Annotated in this window: 13 protein-coding genes and 7 tRNA genes; all 20 read left to right on the plus strand. The window is 67.9% G+C overall.

Annotation, left to right across the window (positions count from 1 at the left end):
* The first annotated feature begins 22 nt into the window (after nt 1-22).
* The 20 genes from asd to I73_RS12210 all read left to right on the plus strand — a co-directional run bounded on the left by asd (nt 23) and on the right by I73_RS12210 (nt 16,703).
* Nucleotides 23-1,150: an aspartate-semialdehyde dehydrogenase gene (asd, locus tag I73_RS12115; protein WP_022980853.1), complete on the plus strand. Its 1,128-nt coding sequence runs from the start codon at nt 23-25 to the stop codon at nt 1,148-1,150.
* A gap of 298 nt (nt 1,151-1,448) precedes the next feature.
* The gene (locus tag I73_RS12120) at nt 1,449-4,175 is read left to right on the plus strand and encodes a FimV/HubP family polar landmark protein (protein WP_022980854.1); all 2,727 of its coding nucleotides are present in this window, start codon (nt 1,449-1,451) and stop codon (nt 4,173-4,175) included.
* A complete protein-coding gene (gene truA / locus I73_RS12125) occupies nt 4,162-5,001 on the plus strand; it encodes a tRNA pseudouridine(38-40) synthase TruA (protein ID WP_022980855.1) in 840 nt (279 codons plus the stop codon). Before I73_RS12120 ends, truA begins: the two co-directional genes overlap by 14 nt.
* 19 nt (nt 5,002-5,020) lie before the next feature.
* Nucleotides 5,021-5,680, plus strand: a complete 660-nt coding sequence (locus I73_RS12130) for a phosphoribosylanthranilate isomerase (protein ID WP_022980856.1) — start codon at nt 5,021-5,023, stop codon at nt 5,678-5,680.
* Between the two features lie 20 nt (nt 5,681-5,700).
* Nucleotides 5,701-6,912 carry a tryptophan synthase subunit beta gene (trpB, locus tag I73_RS12135; protein WP_026096646.1) on the plus strand — a complete coding sequence of 404 codons (1,212 nt, stop codon included), beginning with the start codon at nt 5,701-5,703 and terminating at the stop codon, nt 6,910-6,912.
* Nucleotides 6,909-7,721 (plus strand): tryptophan synthase subunit alpha, encoded by an 813-nt coding sequence (gene trpA, locus I73_RS12140; protein WP_022980858.1) that lies wholly within the window; start codon nt 6,909-6,911, stop codon nt 7,719-7,721. Before trpB ends, trpA begins: the two co-directional genes overlap by 4 nt.
* Nucleotides 7,722-7,752: 31 nt before the next feature.
* Entirely contained in the window at nt 7,753-8,625 is an 873-nt protein-coding gene (gene accD / locus I73_RS12145) for an acetyl-CoA carboxylase, carboxyltransferase subunit beta (protein WP_022980859.1), read from the plus strand.
* Nucleotides 8,626-8,699: 74 nt separating this feature from the next.
* The gene (gene folC, locus I73_RS12150; RefSeq protein WP_022980860.1) at nt 8,700-9,992 is read left to right on the plus strand and encodes a bifunctional tetrahydrofolate synthase/dihydrofolate synthase; all 1,293 of its coding nucleotides are present in this window, start codon (nt 8,700-8,702) and stop codon (nt 9,990-9,992) included.
* Between the two features lie 74 nt (nt 9,993-10,066).
* Nucleotides 10,067-11,005 carry an SPOR domain-containing protein gene (locus I73_RS12155; RefSeq protein ID WP_026096647.1) on the plus strand — a complete coding sequence of 313 codons (939 nt, stop codon included), beginning with the start codon at nt 10,067-10,069 and terminating at the stop codon, nt 11,003-11,005.
* Between the two features lie 7 nt (nt 11,006-11,012).
* Nucleotides 11,013-11,546 carry a CvpA family protein gene (locus I73_RS27610; RefSeq protein WP_022980862.1) on the plus strand — a complete coding sequence of 178 codons (534 nt, stop codon included), beginning with the start codon at nt 11,013-11,015 and terminating at the stop codon, nt 11,544-11,546.
* Nucleotides 11,547-11,559: 13 nt separating this feature from the next.
* On the plus strand, nt 11,560-13,083 hold the full coding sequence (gene purF / locus I73_RS12165) for an amidophosphoribosyltransferase (protein WP_022980863.1): 1,524 nt from the start codon (nt 11,560-11,562) through the stop codon (nt 13,081-13,083).
* Nucleotides 13,080-14,309, plus strand: coding sequence for an O-succinylhomoserine sulfhydrylase (locus I73_RS12170; RefSeq protein ID WP_022980864.1), 1,230 nt, complete (start codon nt 13,080-13,082; stop codon nt 14,307-14,309). The genes purF and I73_RS12170 overlap by 4 nt, the downstream gene beginning before the upstream one ends.
* A gap of 8 nt (nt 14,310-14,317) precedes the next feature.
* Nucleotides 14,318-15,712 carry a glutamate--tRNA ligase gene (gltX, locus tag I73_RS12175; protein WP_022980865.1) on the plus strand — a complete coding sequence of 465 codons (1,395 nt, stop codon included), beginning with the start codon at nt 14,318-14,320 and terminating at the stop codon, nt 15,710-15,712.
* Between the two features lie 97 nt (nt 15,713-15,809).
* A tRNA-Ala gene (locus I73_RS12180) sits at nt 15,810-15,885 on the plus strand.
* A 33-nt stretch (nt 15,886-15,918) separates the two neighbouring features.
* A tRNA-Glu gene (locus tag I73_RS12185) sits at nt 15,919-15,994 on the plus strand.
* A 68-nt stretch (nt 15,995-16,062) separates the two neighbouring features.
* Nucleotides 16,063-16,139: transfer RNA gene (locus I73_RS12190), tRNA-Asp, on the plus strand.
* A gap of 68 nt (nt 16,140-16,207) precedes the next feature.
* Nucleotides 16,208-16,283, plus strand: a tRNA-Ala gene (locus I73_RS12195).
* Nucleotides 16,284-16,309: 26 nt separating this feature from the next.
* Nucleotides 16,310-16,385, plus strand: a tRNA-Glu gene (locus tag I73_RS12200).
* Between the two features lie 69 nt (nt 16,386-16,454).
* Nucleotides 16,455-16,531 (plus strand) — tRNA-Asp (locus I73_RS12205).
* 95 nt (nt 16,532-16,626) lie between these two features.
* Nucleotides 16,627-16,703 (plus strand) — tRNA-Asp (locus I73_RS12210).
* Nucleotides 16,704-16,742: the final 39 nt, after the last annotated feature.

Raw genomic sequence — 16,742 nt, forward strand, 5'->3', positions numbered from 1 at the left:
ACGCTTCACAAGGAAACTGGAAATGGCACTCGTAGGTTTGGTCGGCTGGCGCGGCATGGTCGGCTCGGTCCTGATGGACCGCATGGCGGCGGAGAACGACTTCGCCCACTTCGAACCCCTGTTCTTCTCGACCTCCAATGCCGGCGGTCAGGCCCCGGCCCAGGCCAAGAACGAAACCCAGCTGCAGGACGCCTTCGACATCGACGCGCTCAAGCGCTGCGACATCATCGTCACCTGCCAGGGCGGCGACTACACCTCCGAGGTCTTCCCCAAGCTGCGCGCCGCCGGCTGGAACGGTCACTGGATCGACGCCGCCTCGACCCTGCGCATGAAGGATGACGCGGTCATCGTGCTGGACCCGGTCAATCTGCCGGTGATCAAGGACTCGCTGGCCAAGGGCGGCCGCAACTGGATCGGCGGCAACTGCACCGTGTCCTGCATGCTGATGGGCGTGGGCGCGCTGTACAAGGCGGGTCTGGTCGAGTGGATGTCCACCCAGACCTACCAGGCCGCTTCGGCCGGCGGCGCCCAGCACATGCGCGAGCTGCTGACCCAGTTCGGCACCCTCAATGCCGAGGTCAAGGCCCTGCTGGACGACCCCAAGAGCGCCATCCTGGAGATCGATCGCAAGATCATCGCCAAGCAGCGCAGCCTGTCGGCCGCTGAAACCGCCAATTTCGGTGTGCCGCTGGGTGGCTCGCTGATCCCCTGGATCGACAAGGATCTGGGCAACGGCATGAGCCGCGAAGAGTGGAAGGGCATGGCCGAGACCAACAAGATCCTCGGCCAGGGCGAGGGCTTCGGCACCGCCGCGGTGCCGGTGGATGGCTTCTGTGTGCGCATCGGCGCCATGCGCTGCCACAGCCAGGCCCTGACCTTCAAGCTCAAGAAGGACGTGCCGGTGGCCGACCTGGAGGCCATGATCGCGGCCGACAACGAATGGGTGAAGGTGGTGCCCAACACTCGCGAGGCCACGATGCAGGACCTGACCCCGGTGGCCACCACCGGCACGCTGACGATCCCCGTGGGGCGCATTCGCAAGATGGCGATGGGGCCGGAGTATGTGGGCGCCTTCACCATCGGTGACCAGTTGCTGTGGGGCGCGGCGGAGCCGCTGCGCCGCATGCTGCGCATCCTGCTGGAAGCTTGATATCGATCGGGTTCACCGGTTCGGCCTGTGCGTAAGCTGGGTGACCGGTTCCCGCCTGGTTTCATGGGAACGGGCGTTGTCGCAAGGCAACGCCCGTTCTTTTGCCTGTTACCAATTGCGTCGACAGCAGGGTAACTCCAGCCTAGCTTAGGGATTGGATGAGTTTGGCAAGCTATATGCTTGATACATTTCGCATTTCCAGATGTCCGGCTGCGCCTGCGCGCCAGGCATGGGGATGCCCAGTCGTTGAGGTCCTGTCTCCTCACAGCTTTTGACGGATCGCGATTTCGGAGACGCTTTGAAGAATCCCACCACCCCTGCCCGTGGCTACCTGCTCAGCGCCGTCGGCGCGGCAGCCCTGCTGCTTTGCCACACCTCGGCGTCGGCCTTCAGCCTGGGCCGCATGACCGTTCAGTCTGCACTGGGTGAGAACCTGCGTGCCGAGATCGAGGTCACCAACCTGTCTCCGGAAGAAGCGGCCACGCTGCAAAGTGCCATCGCTTCCGGCGAGGCCTTCCGGGCCGCGGGCGTGGACTTCAACCCCGCGCTGTCCGGGGCCGAGGCCACCTTGCAGCGGCGCGCCGATGGCCGTGCCGTGATCCGGATCGCCGGCACGCGCGCGGTGTCCGAGCCCTTCGTGGACCTGATCCTGAACTTCACCTGGTCGGGCGGGCGGCTGCAGCGTTCCTACACGCTGCTGATCGATCCACCAACGACCAAGGCTGCGCCGGCCCCCGCAGCGCCGACCACCTCGCCCGTTCTGTCTTCACCGCCCGCACCCCGGGCTGCCACACCCGCGGCGCCCGTGCGTGCGCCCGCTGCCGAGCCCGCGCCGCCCAAGCCGGTGGCTGCAGCGCCGCGTCCGGCCAGCAAGCCCGCCGCGCCCGCCTCGGAGTCCAGCGACACCTACTCTGTCCGTGCGGGCGACACGCTCTCGGGCATTGCGCGTCGTCATGCCCAGTCCGGTGTGTCCCTGGACCAGATGCTGGTGGGCTTGTACCGCAGCAATCCGGACGCCTTCGCCGGCAACAACATGAATCGCCTGAAGGCCGGGGCCAAGCTGTCGATGCCGGACGCCCAGACCGCGGGGGCGATCTCCTCGGAAGAAGCCCGTCAGGTCATCCAGGCCCAGAGCTCTGATTTCGCGGCCTTCCGGCAGCGCCTGGCCCAGTCGGCACCCGCTGTGAAGTCGAGCGAGCCGGAGCGCCAGACCTCCGGCAAGGTGGAGGCCGCCGTGCAGGACCGCAAGGCCCCTGCGGCGGGGCAGGCCGACGAGCTCAAGCTGTCGCGCCCCAGCGTGAAGCCTGGCGCTGAAGCCAAGGTCTCCAAGGAAACCGAGCGCAAGGCTGCCGAGGCGCGTGTGGCCGAACTCTCGCGCAACGTCCAGGAACTCAAGAAGCTTTCGCAGGGAACCGCTGCGGCGATGGGCGGGGCCCCCTCGGCGCCGGCCAAGCCCGGGGTCGCAGTGCCTGCCGCTACCGCTTCGGTGGCCAAGCCCGCGCCCGCTCCGGCATCGGCGCCCGCAGCCGTGGCCTCTGCGCCCGTGACACCGCCGCTGGCCGCCAGCGCCGCCACGGTGGCGCCTTCGGTGGCGTCGGCCGTGGCCGAGACGGCCTCGCTGCCCGCCTCCCAGCCCGCCAAGCCCAAGCCGAAGGTCAAGCCGCCGGTGGTGCCGGCGCCGGTCGAGGAGGAGGGCTTTGTCTCCTCGATGATGGGCAATCCCATCGTGCCCGTGGCGGGCATCAGCATCGTCGCCCTGTTGGCCGGCCTGGGGGTGACGCGCCTGCTGCGCCGCCGCAAGCAGGGCGGTGGCAGCGAGACCTCGTTCGTCGAGAGCCGCATGCAGCCGGATTCCTTCTTCGGCGTGAGCGGCGGCCAGCGGGTGGACACCCGCGACGGGGCCAGCAGTTCCTCTTCCCTGAGCTACTCGCTCAGCCAGCTGGATGCCATCGGTGACGTGGATCCAGTGGCCGAGGCCGATGTGTACCTGGCCTACGGGCGCGATCTGCAGGCCGAGGAGATCCTCAAGGAGGCCTTGCGGGCCGACGGCGGCCGGGTGGCCATCCGCAGCAAGCTGCTGGAGGTCTACGCCAAGCGGGCCGACGCCCGCAGCTTCGAAACCCAGGCGCGCCAGGTGCTCGAGATGACCGGCGGCGTCGGTGACGAGTGGGAGCGTGCCAAGGAACTGGGCCGCCAGGTGGATCCGGCCAACGAGCTGTACCAGCAAGGTGGGCCGATCACCGAGGTGGACATCGACACGTCCTCCGAGCCGCCGCCGGACCTGCGCGGGGATCCGGATGAGGAGCTGTCCCGTCCGATCGCCCCCGCGGCGTCCATGGCTGCGCCGGAGCCTGAGGAACACAGTCCGGACACCCAGCCGTCCGAACTCCCGCCGCTGGATCTGGACATCGATCTGGCGGCCGCCTCCAAGCTGACCGGGCTGGAGAGCACCCGTCCGATCTCCACCACCAGCGGTCTGCCGGACCTGCCGGTGACCGAGGAGTCCGGTCTGCACGCTCTGCCTGAGGTGCCTGCGACCGGCATGGAGCCGCTGCCGGATCTGGCGGAGCTGCCGCCGTTCGAGGTGGCGCCCGAGGCATCGCCCCGGGCTGCTGAAGAGGCGCTGCCCCAGCCGGAGGTGGAGCAGGTCAGCGAGAGCAAGTCCATGGACTTCGATTTCGGGGATCTGTCCCTCGATCTGGGAACCTCGACAGTCTCGCCCAGCCACGAGGCGGAGGAGGTCACCACGGCTTCTCCGGAGACGCTGGATCTGCCCGCACTGGAACCCATCCAGTCGGCTGCTGCCGCACCGGCTGCCCCGACCGCGGACGATTTCACCGACTCGATCGCCTTCGATCTGGAAGGCGATGCGGCCGATCCGCTGCAGCGCAAGGTGGAACTGGCCGACGAGTTCCGCCGCATCGGCGACGTGGAAGGTGCGCGTGACCTGCTGGAAGAGGTGGTGAGCAAGGCCACCGAACCGCTGCGCAGCAAGGCGCAGGCCATGCTGGATGAGCTTGGCTGACACCGCAGTGGCTGGCGTGCCACCGCACGCCGGCCCGGCGGTGCGGCGCATCGCCCTGGGCGTGGCCTACCGGGGCGACGCCTACCACGGCTGGCAGAGCCAGCCCAGCGGGCGGACCGTCCAGGATCATCTGGAGTCCGCCCTGTCCCAGTTCGCTGCCATGCCCGTGCAGACCGTCTGCGCTGGCCGCACCGACACCGGCGTGCACGGGCTCAACCAGGTGGTCCACCTGGACACGCCCCTGCACCGCGAGCCCTTTTCCTGGGTGCGTGGCACCAACCGCTACCTGCCGCCGGACATCGCCGTCCAATGGTCGCGCGAGGTGCCTGCCAGCTTCCATGCCCGCAACAGCGCCCGCGGGCGCCGCTACTGCTACATGCTGCTGGAATCGCCCGTGCGGCCGGCCATCGAGCGGGGAGGGGTGGGCTGGGTCTTCCGGCCGCTCGATGGCGAGGCCATGCGCCGTGCGGCGGCCTGCCTGATCGGCGAGCACGATTTCAGCTCCTTCCGTTCGGCCGAATGCCAGGCGCTGTCGCCCATCAAACGCATGGACCGCATCGCCATCGAGCGGCGCGGCGCCTACTGGCGCTTCGAGTTCGAGGCGGTGGCCTTTCTGCACCACATGGTGCGCAACCTGATGGGCTGCCTGGTGGCGGTGGGCACCGGCACGCGGCCCGCCGGCTGGATGGCCGAGGTGCTGGCGGCTCGCTCGCGCGACGCGGCGGCACCGACCTTTGCGCCAGACGGGCTTTACTTTCTCGGGCCGAATTACGATGCGGAACTGGATCTGCCGCGGCATACGCCCGCGATGGACTGGCTTCCCTGACCTTGCACCCGCTTCGCCCATGCGCCCCATCCCTGGCACCCCCACCCGCATCAAGATCTGTGGCCTCACCCGTGAGGCCGATGTCGATGCCGCCGTGACTGCGGGTGCCGATGCGCTGGGTTTCGTGCTCTACCCGCGCAGCGCGCGGGCCGTGACCGCCGAGCGGGCAGGGGAACTGGCCCGGCGCCTGCCGCCCTTCGTCACGCCGGTGCTGCTGTTCGTGAACGCCACGGACGAGGAGATCGCCCGCGGCCTGGCCGCGGTGCCGCAGGCCCTGCTGCAGTTCCATGGCGACGAGACACCCGCCGACTGCGACCGCGCGGGGCGGCCCTATCTGCGGGCGGCGCGGATGGCACCTGGATTCGATTTGTTAAACTTCGGCTCTCTCTACCCCCGAGCCAGCGGCCTGCTGCTGGATGCCCATGTGGACGGCTACGGGGGTGGTGGAAAGGCATTCGATTGGTCACTCATTCCCGCCAGCGTTCCCTCTCCGGTCGTTTTGTCTGGTGGGTTGAATCCTGCAAACGTGATCGATGGGGTGATGCACGTCCGGCCCTGGGCCGTTGACGTCAGCACCGGCGTGGAAGAGGCCAAGGGCATCAAGGATGCCGGCCTGATGCGCCGGTTCTGCGAGGCGGTGCGCGAGGCCGATGCCCGCATCGCCGATGCACTCACCTGAATGCCAAGGATTCTTTGATCATGTTCGAGTATCACCAGCCCGATGCGTCGGGCCATTTCGGGCCGTATGGCGGCCGCTTCGTCTCCGAGACGCTCACGCACGCGCTCGACGAGCTGCAGGCTGCCTACGAGCACTACCGCCAGGACCCGGAGTTCCAGCGCGAGTACGCCTACGAGCTCAAGCACTTCGTCGGCCGGCCCAGCCCGATCTACCACGCCGCGCGCCTGTCGCGCGAGGTGGGGGGCGCGCAGATCTACCTCAAGCGCGAGGACCTGAACCACACCGGCGCCCACAAGGTGAACAACACCATCGGCCAGGCCTTGCTGGCCCGCCGCATGGGCAAGCCGCGGGTGATCGCCGAGACCGGTGCCGGCCAGCACGGCGTGGCCACGGCCACCGTCTGCGCGCGCTACGGCATGGAGTGCGTGGTCTACATGGGCTCCGAGGACGTCAAGCGCCAAAGCCCCAACGTGTACCGCATGCATCTGCTGGGCGCCAAGGTGGTGCCGGTGGAAAGCGGCAGCAAGACCCTGAAGGACGCGCTCAACGAGGCGCTGCGCGACTGGGTCACCAACGTCGAGAACACCTTCTACATCATCGGCACGGTGGCCGGCCCGGCCCCGTACCCGGCCATGGTGCGCGACTTCCAGCGCATCATCGGCGACGAGTGTCTGGTGCAGATGCCCGAGATGCTGGGCGGCAATCGCCAGCCGGACGCGGTGGTGGCGGCGGTGGGCGGCGGCAGCAACGCCATGGGCATCTTCTACCCCTACATCCCCCACGAGAACGTGCGCCTGATCGGCGTCGAGGCGGCCGGCCTGGGCCTGGAGAGCGGCAAGCATGCGGCCAGCATCTCCGCCGGCACGCCGGGCGTGCTGCACGGCAACCGCACCTACCTGATGCAGGACGACAACGGCCAGATCATCGAGACCCACTCCGTGTCGGCCGGCCTGGACTACCCCGGTGTCGGACCCGAACACGCCTACCTGCACGACATCGGCCGGGCCGAGTACGTCGGCTGCACCGACGACGAGGCGCTGACCGCCTTCCACCGCCTGTGCCGCACCGAGGGCATCATCCCGGCGCTGGAATCCAGCCACGCCGTGGCCTATGCCATGAAGCTGGCCGCCACCATGCGACCGGACCAGCATGTGCTGGTCAACCTCTCCGGCCGGGGCGACAAGGACATCAACACCGTCGCGAAGCTGGCGGGCCTGGAGGGCATCGCATGAGCCGCATCGCCACCACCTTCGAGAAGCTCGGCGCTTCGGGCCGCAAGGCCCTGATCCCTTATATCTGCGCGGGTGACCCGTTCGCCGACGGCACGGTCGAGCTGATGCACGCCCTGGCTGCGGGCGGCGCCGACGTGATCGAGCTGGGCGTTCCTTTCTCGGACCCGATGGCCGACGGCCCGGTGATCCAGAAGGCCGCCGAGCGCGCGCTGGCCAAGGGCATCGGCATGGTGCAGGTGCTGGACATGGTCCGCGCCTTCCGCCAGAAGGATGCCACCACGCCCGTGGTGCTGATGGGCTACGCCAACCCCGTGGAGCGCTACGACCAGAAACACGGTGCCGACGCCTTCGTGAAGGATGCCGCGGCCGCTGGGGTCGATGGCGTGCTGATCGTGGACTATCCGCCCGAGGAGTGCGCCGAGTTCGCAGCCAAGCTGAAGGCGCACGGGCTGGACCTGATCTTCCTGCTGGCGCCCACCTCCACCGAGGCCCGCATGGCCCAGGTGGGTCAGATTGCCACCGGCTATGTGTACTACGTCTCGCTCAAGGGCGTGACGGGCGCGGGCAGCCTCGACACCGCCGCGGTGGCCGAGGCCGTGCCGCGCATCCAGCGGCACGTGAAGGTGCCGGTGGGTGTGGGCTTCGGCATCCGGGATGCCGCCTCGGCCCAGGCCGTGGGCCGGGTGTCCGATGGCGTGGTCATCGGCTCGCGGCTGATCCAGCTGATCGAGAACGAGTCCCGCGAACGGGCGCCCGCCGTCGCGACTGCTTTTCTGCGGGATATCCGCAATGCACTGGATGCGCTATAAACGCGCGTCGTTTTGAAAGGAGCCTTGATCCATGAGCTGGCTTGAAAAACTGCTGCCGCCGAAAATCCAGCACACCGACCCGAGCGAGCGGCGCTCGGTCCCGGAAGGCCTGTGGATCAAGTGCCCCTCCTGTGAGTCGGTGCTCTACAAGACCGACCTGGAGGGCAACCAGAACGTCTGCCCCAAGTGCAGTCACCACCACCGCATCGGTGCGCGGGCCCGTCTGGATGCCTTCCTGGACGCCGAAGGCCGCTACGAGATCGGCCAGGAAGTGCTGCCGGTCGATGCCCTGAAGTTCAAGGACAGCAAGAAGTACCCGGAGCGCCTGAAGGCTGCGCTGGAATCCACCGGCGAGACCGATGCCCTGATCGTGATGGGTGGCTCGGTGATGAGCGTGCCGGTGGTCACCGCCTGCTTCGAGTTCGACTTCCTGGGCGGCTCGATGGGCTCCGTGGTGGGCGAGCGCTTCGTCCGGGGCGTGGAAGCGGCCATCGAGCAGAAGGTGCCCTTCATCAGCTTTGCTGCCAGCGGCGGTGCCCGCATGCAGGAAGGCCTGCTGAGCCTGATGCAGATGGCCAAGACCAATGCAGCCCTGACCTACCTGGCCAAGGCCAAGCTGCCCTACATCAGCGTGCTGACCGACCCGACCATGGGTGGCGTGTCGGCTGGTTTCGCCTTCGTGGGTGACGTGGTGATCGCCGAGCCCAAGGCGCTGATCGGCTTTGCCGGCCCCCGCGTGATCGAGAACACCGTGCGCGAGAAGCTGCCCGAAGGCTTCCAGCGCGCCGAGTTCCTGCTGACCAAGGGCGCGATCGACATGATCGTCGACCGCCGCCAGCTGCGTCATACCATTGCTCACCAGCTGGCCATGCTCCAGCGTCAGAGCGTCGACGCCGTCGCCTGAGTATCCTCTCGGTCTTTCGATGCGCCCCGGCCCGCGCGCAGCGGTCCGGGGCGTTGCATTTGAAGAGTCCTGACGTGTCCCTGCCTGTTTCCCTTGATGACTGGCTCGCCCACTGCGAGCGCCTGCACCCCAAGACCATCGACATGACGCTGGACCGCGTGAAGGCGGTCCTGGCGCGCATGGGCCTGCATTTCGACTGCCCGGTGATTGCGGTGGCCGGCACCAACGGCAAGGGCTCCACCTGCGCGATGATCGACAGCATCGCGCGGGCGGCGGGGTGGCGGGTGGGGCTGTACAGCAAGCCCCATCTGGTGCATTTCGAGGAGCGCTGTCGCATCAACGGCGAGCAGATCGCCGCCGAGGCGCTGGTGCCGCATTTCGCGGCGGTGGAGGCCGCGCGGGGCGACACCACGCTGACCTACTTCGAGTTCACGACCCTGGCCATCGCCCGGGCCCTGGCCACCGCCGGGCTGGACCTGGTGATCCTGGAGGTGGGGCTGGGCGGCCGCCTGGATGCGGTCAACGCCTTCGATGCCGATTGCAGCGTCATCACCAGCGTGGACATCGACCACGTCGAGTACCTGGGGCCCGACCGTGAAAGCATCGGCCGCGAGAAGGCCGGCATCCTGCGGGCCGGCCGCCCGGCCATCATCGCCGACCCGGTGCCGCCGGCCAGCGTCATCGCGGCGGGCGAGGCCCTGGGCGCCGACCTGTGGCTGGTGGGGCGCGACTTCAACCAGCAGGGCGACCGCCAGCAGTGGTCCTGGAGCGGGCGAGGGCGGCGTTACCACGCGCTGTCCTACCCGGCGCTGCGGGGAGCCAACCAACTGCTCAACGCTTCCGGTGCCATTGCCGCGCTGGAGAGCCTGCGTGACCGCGTGCCGGTGAATGCCCAGGCGGTGCGGGTGGGCCTGGCCACGGTGGAGCTGCCTGGGCGCTTCCAGATCGTCCCGGGCCAGCCGACCCTGGTGCTGGATGTGGCCCACAACGCGCAGTCGGTCGGCGCGCTGGCCCTGAACCTGGACCAGATGGGCTTCTACCCCCGCACCATCGCCGTGCTGGGGGCCATGCATGACAAGGATTTGGCCTCGCTGGTCGCCCGCCTGGCCCCCCTGGTGGACGTCTGGCACGTGACCGATCTGCCCTTGCCGCGTGCGGCCACCGCGGCCCAGTTGGCTGAGGTGGTGCGCGACGCGGCACCGAAGGCGCCGCCGGCCGAATGCCACGCCGAGCCGGCCAGCGCCTTGGCCGCAGCCCTGAAGGGGGCGGACCCGGCTGATAGAATCGTGGTCTTCGGTTCGTTCTACACCGTGGGCGGCGTGCTGAAGGAGGGATTGCCCCGCCTGGGCGCCCCTCATCAGGCGTGACGGCCGGTGGCCGTGCGTGAGCCACGGACGGCCGCTACCCGCCTGCCCGGCCCCAACGCACGCTGCTGCCACGCATGGGATTGCTCTCCAAGTTCAAGATCCGCCGCTCCGACAAGCCCGCTCCGCGAGGGGCCGCCTCCGATCCTGCGGAGCAGGTCCGTGAGGTGCGGATCAAGGCGCGCCGCCGCCTGATCGGTGTCACCCTGCTGCTGGTGGCGGGCATCATCGGCTTTCCCCTGCTGTTCGAGACCCAGCCGCGGCCCATCCCGGTCGACATTCCCATCGAAATTCCTTCTCGCGACGGGGCAGCGCCGCTGCACGTGGCTGCGCCGCAGGCGTCCTCGTCCCGCGCTGCCGTGGTGGCACCGCCGCCCGTCGAGCCCACCGGCAGCGATGCCGGAGCCGACGAGGTGATCGAGCCCACGGTGCCGGCGTCTGTCCCGCCCTCCGCTCCCGCCCCCGCTCCGGTGCCCAAGCCCGAGCCGAAGAAGGTGGAGCCCAAGCCCGAGCCGAAGGCAGTGGCCGCTGTCGCGCCCAAGGTCGCCGAGCTGGCACACGACAAGAAGTCGGACAGCCGCAGCGGCGACAAGGCCTCTGATGCGCACAAGGACAGTGGCAAGGCGGCGTCTGCGGATGCGGTCAAGTCCAAGGACAGCAAGGCCACGGATGCCAAGGCCGGCAAGTCTTCGGCCGCCAGCAAGCCGACCGATGCCAAGCCGACGGACAGCAAGTCCGCCGATGCGAAGCCGACCGATGCGAAGGCCACGGATGCCAAGTCCGATGAAGGGCGCTTCGTCGTGCAGATCGGTGCCTTTGCCGAGACCAGCAGCGCGCGTGACGCACGCGGCAAGGTCGAGTTGCTGGGCCTGTCCACCTACACCCAGGTGATCGAGTCGTCCACCGGGCGGCGCATCCGGGTGCGCGTGGGGCCCTTCACGACCAAGGCCGAGGCGGACAAGGCCGCGGCGAAGATCAAGTCGGCCGGCCTGCAGGCGGCCGTGCTGAAGCTCTGAGCGCGCCATGGCCGCGTCGCACAGCCTGACCCCGCTGGATGCGGTGCTGCTGGCACTGCTGCTGCTGTCGGTGGTGATCGGGATCTGGCGCGGCCTGGTCTTCGAGGTGCTGTCCCTGGCCGGTTGGGTGGTCGCCTGGTGGGTGGCCAGCCATGGTGCCGAGGCGGCCGGTCAGCTCGTCCACCTGGGCGGGGAGGGCAGTGCCCTGCGCCTGGGCGGCGGCTTCCTGCTGGCCTTCGTGGTGGTGCTGCTGGCCTGGGGCCTGCTGGCCCGCCTGATCAAGATGCTGATCGCCGCCACCCCGCTGACCGTGCCGGACCGCGTGCTCGGCGGCGGCTTCGGCCTGCTGCGCGGCGTGCTGCTGCTGCTGCTGCTGGTCACGGCCGTGGGCTGGACGCCCCTGGCCGGATCGGACGGCTGGCGGGCCTCCCGTGTGGTGGCCTGGACCCTGATCCTGCACCAGGCCATCGAGCCCTGGTTGCCCCAACCGTCGCGGGCCTCATCGCCGGCGGCGCGCTTTCTGAATCTCTCCTCCTCTTGAACGGACTCCTCCCATGTGCGGCATCGTCGGCGTGATCTCCAACCAGCCGGTCAACCAACTCATCTATGACGCGCTGCTGCTGCTGCAGCACCGCGGCCAGGATGCAGCCGGCATCGTCACCATGCAGGGCACCAAGTGCTACATGCACAAGGCCCGTGGCATGGTGCGGGATGTCTTCCGCACCCGCAACATGCGGGCCCTGCCCGGCACGGTGGGCCTGGGCCAGGTGCGCTACCCGACGGCCGGCAATGCCTACAGCGAGGAAGAGGCCCAGCCCTTCTACGTCAATGCGCCCTTCGGCATCGTGCTGGTGCACAACGGCAACCTGACCAACGCGCACGCGCTGAAGAAGGAGCTGTTCGACATCGACCGCCGCCACATCAACACCGAGAGCGACACCGAGGTGCTGATCAACATCCTGGCGCACGAGCTGGAGCAGAAGGCGCGGGACCTGCCGCTGACGCCCGAGGAGGTGTTCAAGGCCGTGGCCGCCGTGCACAAGCGCATCAAGGGCTCGTACGCCGTGATCGCGCTGATCGCCGGCTACGGCCTGCTGGCCTTCCGCGATCCTTTCGGCATCCGTCCGCTGTGCCTGGGCACCATCGACACGCCCGAAGGTCAGGAGGTGATGGTGGCCAGCGAATCGGTCACGCTGGAAGGCACGGGCCACAAGATCCTGCGCGACGTGGCGCCGGGCGAAGCCGTCTTCATCGACATGAAGGGCCAGATCCACAGCCGCCAGTGTGCCGAGAACCCGACGCTCAACCCCTGCATGTTCGAGTTCGTCTACCTGGCCCGTCCGGACTCGGTGATGGACGGCGTGTCGGTGTATCAGGCCCGCCTGAACATGGGCGAGACGCTGGCTCAGCGCGTGATCTCCACGATGCCGCCCTCCGAGATCGATGTGGTGATCCCGATCCCGGAGTCCAGCCGCCCCTCGGCCATGCAGCTGGCGCAGAAGATCGGCAAGCCCTACCGCGAAGGCTTTGTGAAGAACCGCTATGTCGGCCGCACCTTCATCATGCCGGGGCAGTCGGTGCGCAAGAAGAGCGTGCGCCAGAAGCTCAATGCCATCGGCGTGGAGTTCAAGGGCCGCAATGTGCTGCTGGTGGACGACTCCATCGTGCGCGGCACCACCTCCAAGGAGATCGTGCAGATGGCCCGCGAAGCCGGCGCCGCCAAGGTTTACATGGCCTCGGCCGCGCCGCCGGTGCGCTACCCCAACGTCTACGGCATCGACATGCCGACGCAGGAAGAGCTGGTGGCCCACAACCGCACCATCGAGGAGATCCGCCAGTTCATCGGGGCCGATGCCCTGATCTACCAGGACGTCGACGCGATGAAGCGCGTCGTCCATGCGCTCAACCCTTCGCTCAAGGGCTTCGAGGCTTCCTGCTTCGACGGCAGCTACGTCACCGGTGACGTGTCCGTGGAAGACTTCGCGACGATGAAGGCCCAGCGCGCGTCCCAACCGGAAGAAGAGGACGGTCCGGCCCGCACCCGCCTGGCGCTGCAAAGCGGGGAGGGCGCGCAATGAGCGAGAAGAAGCGTTTGCCGCGCGTTGAGTTGCCCGAGGGCGTGGGCCTGTCCACCCGGGCCCTGCGCGAAGGCCTGCCGCCCTCGCAATGGGGCGAGAACTCCGAGGCGCTGTACCTGACCAGCAGCTTTGTCTACCCGGACGCCGCCACGGCCGCGCGCCGTTTCGCCGACGAGGAAGAGGCCTTCACCTACAGCCGCTTCTCCAACCCGACGGTGATGATGATGGAGCGCCGTCTGGCGGCGCTGGAGGGCACCAGCGGCTGCATCGCCACGGCCAGCGGCATGGGGGCCATCACGCTGCTGGCCATGGGCCTGCTCAAGGCGGGGGACCATGTGGTCTGCTCGCGCAGCGTGTTCGGCTCCACCATCAAGCTGCTGGGCGATGTGTTCGGCCGCTTCGGTGTCGAGTCCACCTTCGTGTCGCAGACCGATGTGGCCGAGTGGCGCACCGCGATGCGCCCCAACACCCGCCTGCTGTTCGCCGAGTCGCCGACCAACCCGCTGACCGAGGTGTGCGACATCGCCGCGCTGGCCGAAGTCGCGCACGCGGCCGGGGCCTGGCTGGCGGTGGACAACTGCTTCTGCTCGCCGGCCCTGCAGCAGCCCGCCCAGTGGGGTGCCGACTTCATCATCCATTCCGGCACCAAGTACCTGGATGGCCAGGGACGGGTGATTGCCGGCGCTGTCTGCGGCCCCGAAGAACTGATCCAGTCCAAGCTGCTGCCGGTGCAGCGCTCGGCCGGGCTGACGCTGTCGCCCTTCAACGCCTGGGTGGTGCTCAAGGGCATGGAGACCCTGGTGGTGCGCATGAAGGCCCAGAGTGCCAACGCCCTGGCGGTGGCCCAGTGGCTGGAGGCCCATCCCGCCGTGGCGCGGGTGCACTACCCCGGCCTGGCCTCGCATCCCCAGCATGCGCTGGCCATGAAGCAGCAGTCCGGCCTGGGGGCCGCCGTGGTGTCCTTCGAGGTCAAGGGCGACAGCCCCGAGCAGTTGCGAGCCCAGGCCTTCGCGGTGCTGGACGCGGCCCAGGTCTGCTCGCGCACCACCAACCTGGGTGACACCAAGACCACCATCAGTCATCCGGCCACCACCTCGCACGGGCGCCTGAGCGAAGCGCAGCGCCAGGCCGCGGGCATCGGCCAGGGCCTGATCCGCCTGGCCGTGGGCCTGGACGATGTGGCCGACATCACCGCCGATCTGGCGCGTGGCCTCGATTCCCTGTGAACCTTTCCATGACTCAGAAGATCCGCACCCGCATCGCCCCGTCGCCGACGGGCTTCCTGCACCTGGGCACCGCCCGCACGGCCCTGTTCTCCTGGGCCTTCGCCCGCCACTTCGGCGGGGACTTCGTGCTGCGCATCGAGGACACCGATGTGGCCCGCTCGACCCAAGAGTCCGTCGAACAGATCCTGCAGGCCATGCACTGGCTGGGCCTGGATTACGACGAAGGCCCGTTCTACCAGATGCAGCGCCTGGAGCGTTACCAGGCCGTGGTCGAGCAGATGCTGGCGGCTGGCACCGCCTACCGCTGCTACTGCACCCCCGAGGAACTGGACGCCATGCGCGAGGCCCAGAAGGCCCGTGGCGAGAAGACCGGCTACGACGGCCGCTGGCGTCCCGAGCCGGGCAAGGTGCTGCCGCCGGTGCCCGAGGGCGTGAAGCCGGTGGTGCGCTTTCGCAATCCGGCCGAGGGCGACGTGACCTGGAACGACCTGGTCAAGGGCCCGATCACCATCAACAACCGCGAGATCGACGACCTGATCATCCTGCGGCCCGATGGCGTGCCCACCTACAACTTCGCCGTCGTGGTGGACGACTGGGACATGAGCATCACCCACGTCTTCCGTGGCGATGAGCATGTCAACAACACGCCCTGGCAGATCAACATCTTCCGTGCACTGGGCGCGCCGCTGCCGCAATTTGGCCATGTGCCGGTCATCCTGGGCGACGATGGCCTGAAGCTGTCCAAGCGCCGTGGCGCGGTGAGCGTCACCGCCTACGAAGAGATGGGCTACCTGCCCGAAGCCATGCTGAACTACCTGGCCCGTCTGGGCTGGAGCCACGGCGACGATGAGCTGTTCAGCCGCGAGCAACTGGTGAGCTGGTTCGATGGCGAGCACCTGTCCAAGAGCCCGGCCCAATGGGACGCCGCCAAGCTCGCCTGGGTCAACGCCCAGTACCTGAAGCAGGCGGACGATGGCCGCCTGGCCACGCTGGCCACGGCGCAACTGCGTCGCAAGGGCGTGGCCGTGTCCGATGCCCAGGTGACCCCGGCCCACTGCGCGCTGTTCAAGGACCGCTGCACCACCACCGCCGATCTGGCCGACTGGCTGGCCATGTACTTCGCGCCGGTGGCACCGTCGGCCGAGGAACAGGCCCAGCACGTCACCGAGGCGGTGAAGCCTGCGCTGCTGGCGCTGGCCGCCCGTCTGGCCACGGTCGACTGGGAGAAGGCGGCGATCAACCAGGCCATCAAGGACACCATTGGCGAGCACGGCCTGAAGATGCCGCAACTGGCGATTCCGGTGCGCGTGCTGGTGTGCGGCCGGGCCCAGACGCCCTCGGTCGACGCCGTGCTGTCTCTGTTCGATCGAAAAATTGTCATCGACCGCTTGCAAGCTCTTTGAAAAGCGGTATATACTTTTGGTCTTGCTTGAACGGCGTAACCGATTCAGCAAATCAAACGACAGACGCAGATTGCAGAAGTTGATTGATGCGCGAATGGGGGGTATAGCTCAGCTGGGAGAGCGCTTGCATGGCATGCAAGAGGTCAGCGGTTCGATCCCGCTTACCTCCACCAACATCTGGTGGCGTCGTGATGGCAACAACCTTGGCGCCCTTCGTCTAGAGGCCTAGGACACCACCCTTTCACGGTGGTTACAGGGGTTCGAATCCCCTAGGGCGTACCAGTCACACTGGTCAGGTTCGCAGAAGCCTGGAGTTGTCGGAAACGCAACTTGAAGTTCAGCACCACTGCGGAGTGGTAGTTCAGTTGGTTAGAATACCGGCCTGTCACGCCGGGGGTCGCGGGTTCGAGTCCCGTCCACTCCGCCATCGAACAGCAGCGCCTGCTGGAAGAGATTCCCGCAGGCGTTTCAAATTCGATGCCGTCATCGACATGTGGGGGTATAGCTCAGCTGGGAGAGCGCTTGCATGGCATGCAAGAGGTCAGCGGTTCGATCCCGCTTACCTCCACCACCTTCGATGGCAGCAACGGGTTTTAGGCGCCCTTCGTCTAGAGGCCTAGGACACCACCCTTTCACGGTGGTTACAGGGGTTCGAATCCCCTAGGGCGTACCAGTCACACTGGTCAGGTGGTCGGCACCTGGGCGGGCATCGCAACGATGTCGCCGAAGCCGGCGCCACTGCGGAGTGGTAGTTCAGTTGGTTAGAATACCGGCCTGTCACGCCGGGGGTCGCGGGTTCGAGTCCCGTCCACTCCGCCACCCATCTTATTTTCCTCTTCATTGGTCCCTGGGTTTGTTTGGCAAGCCTTGCGTGGCCGGTGCAGGAGTTTGAATTCCCTGAGGGATACCACTGCGGAGTGGTAGTTCAGTTGGTCAGAATACCGGCCTGTCACGCCGGGGGTCGCGGGTTCGAGCCCCGTCCACTCCGCCAAGTATTTGCCGTTTGAGGGTTTGAGCCGTTGTCTCCGAT

The sequence above is a fragment of the Ideonella sp. B508-1 genome (assembly GCF_000333615.1).
Classification (GTDB): domain Bacteria; phylum Pseudomonadota; class Gammaproteobacteria; order Burkholderiales; family Burkholderiaceae_C; genus Ideonella.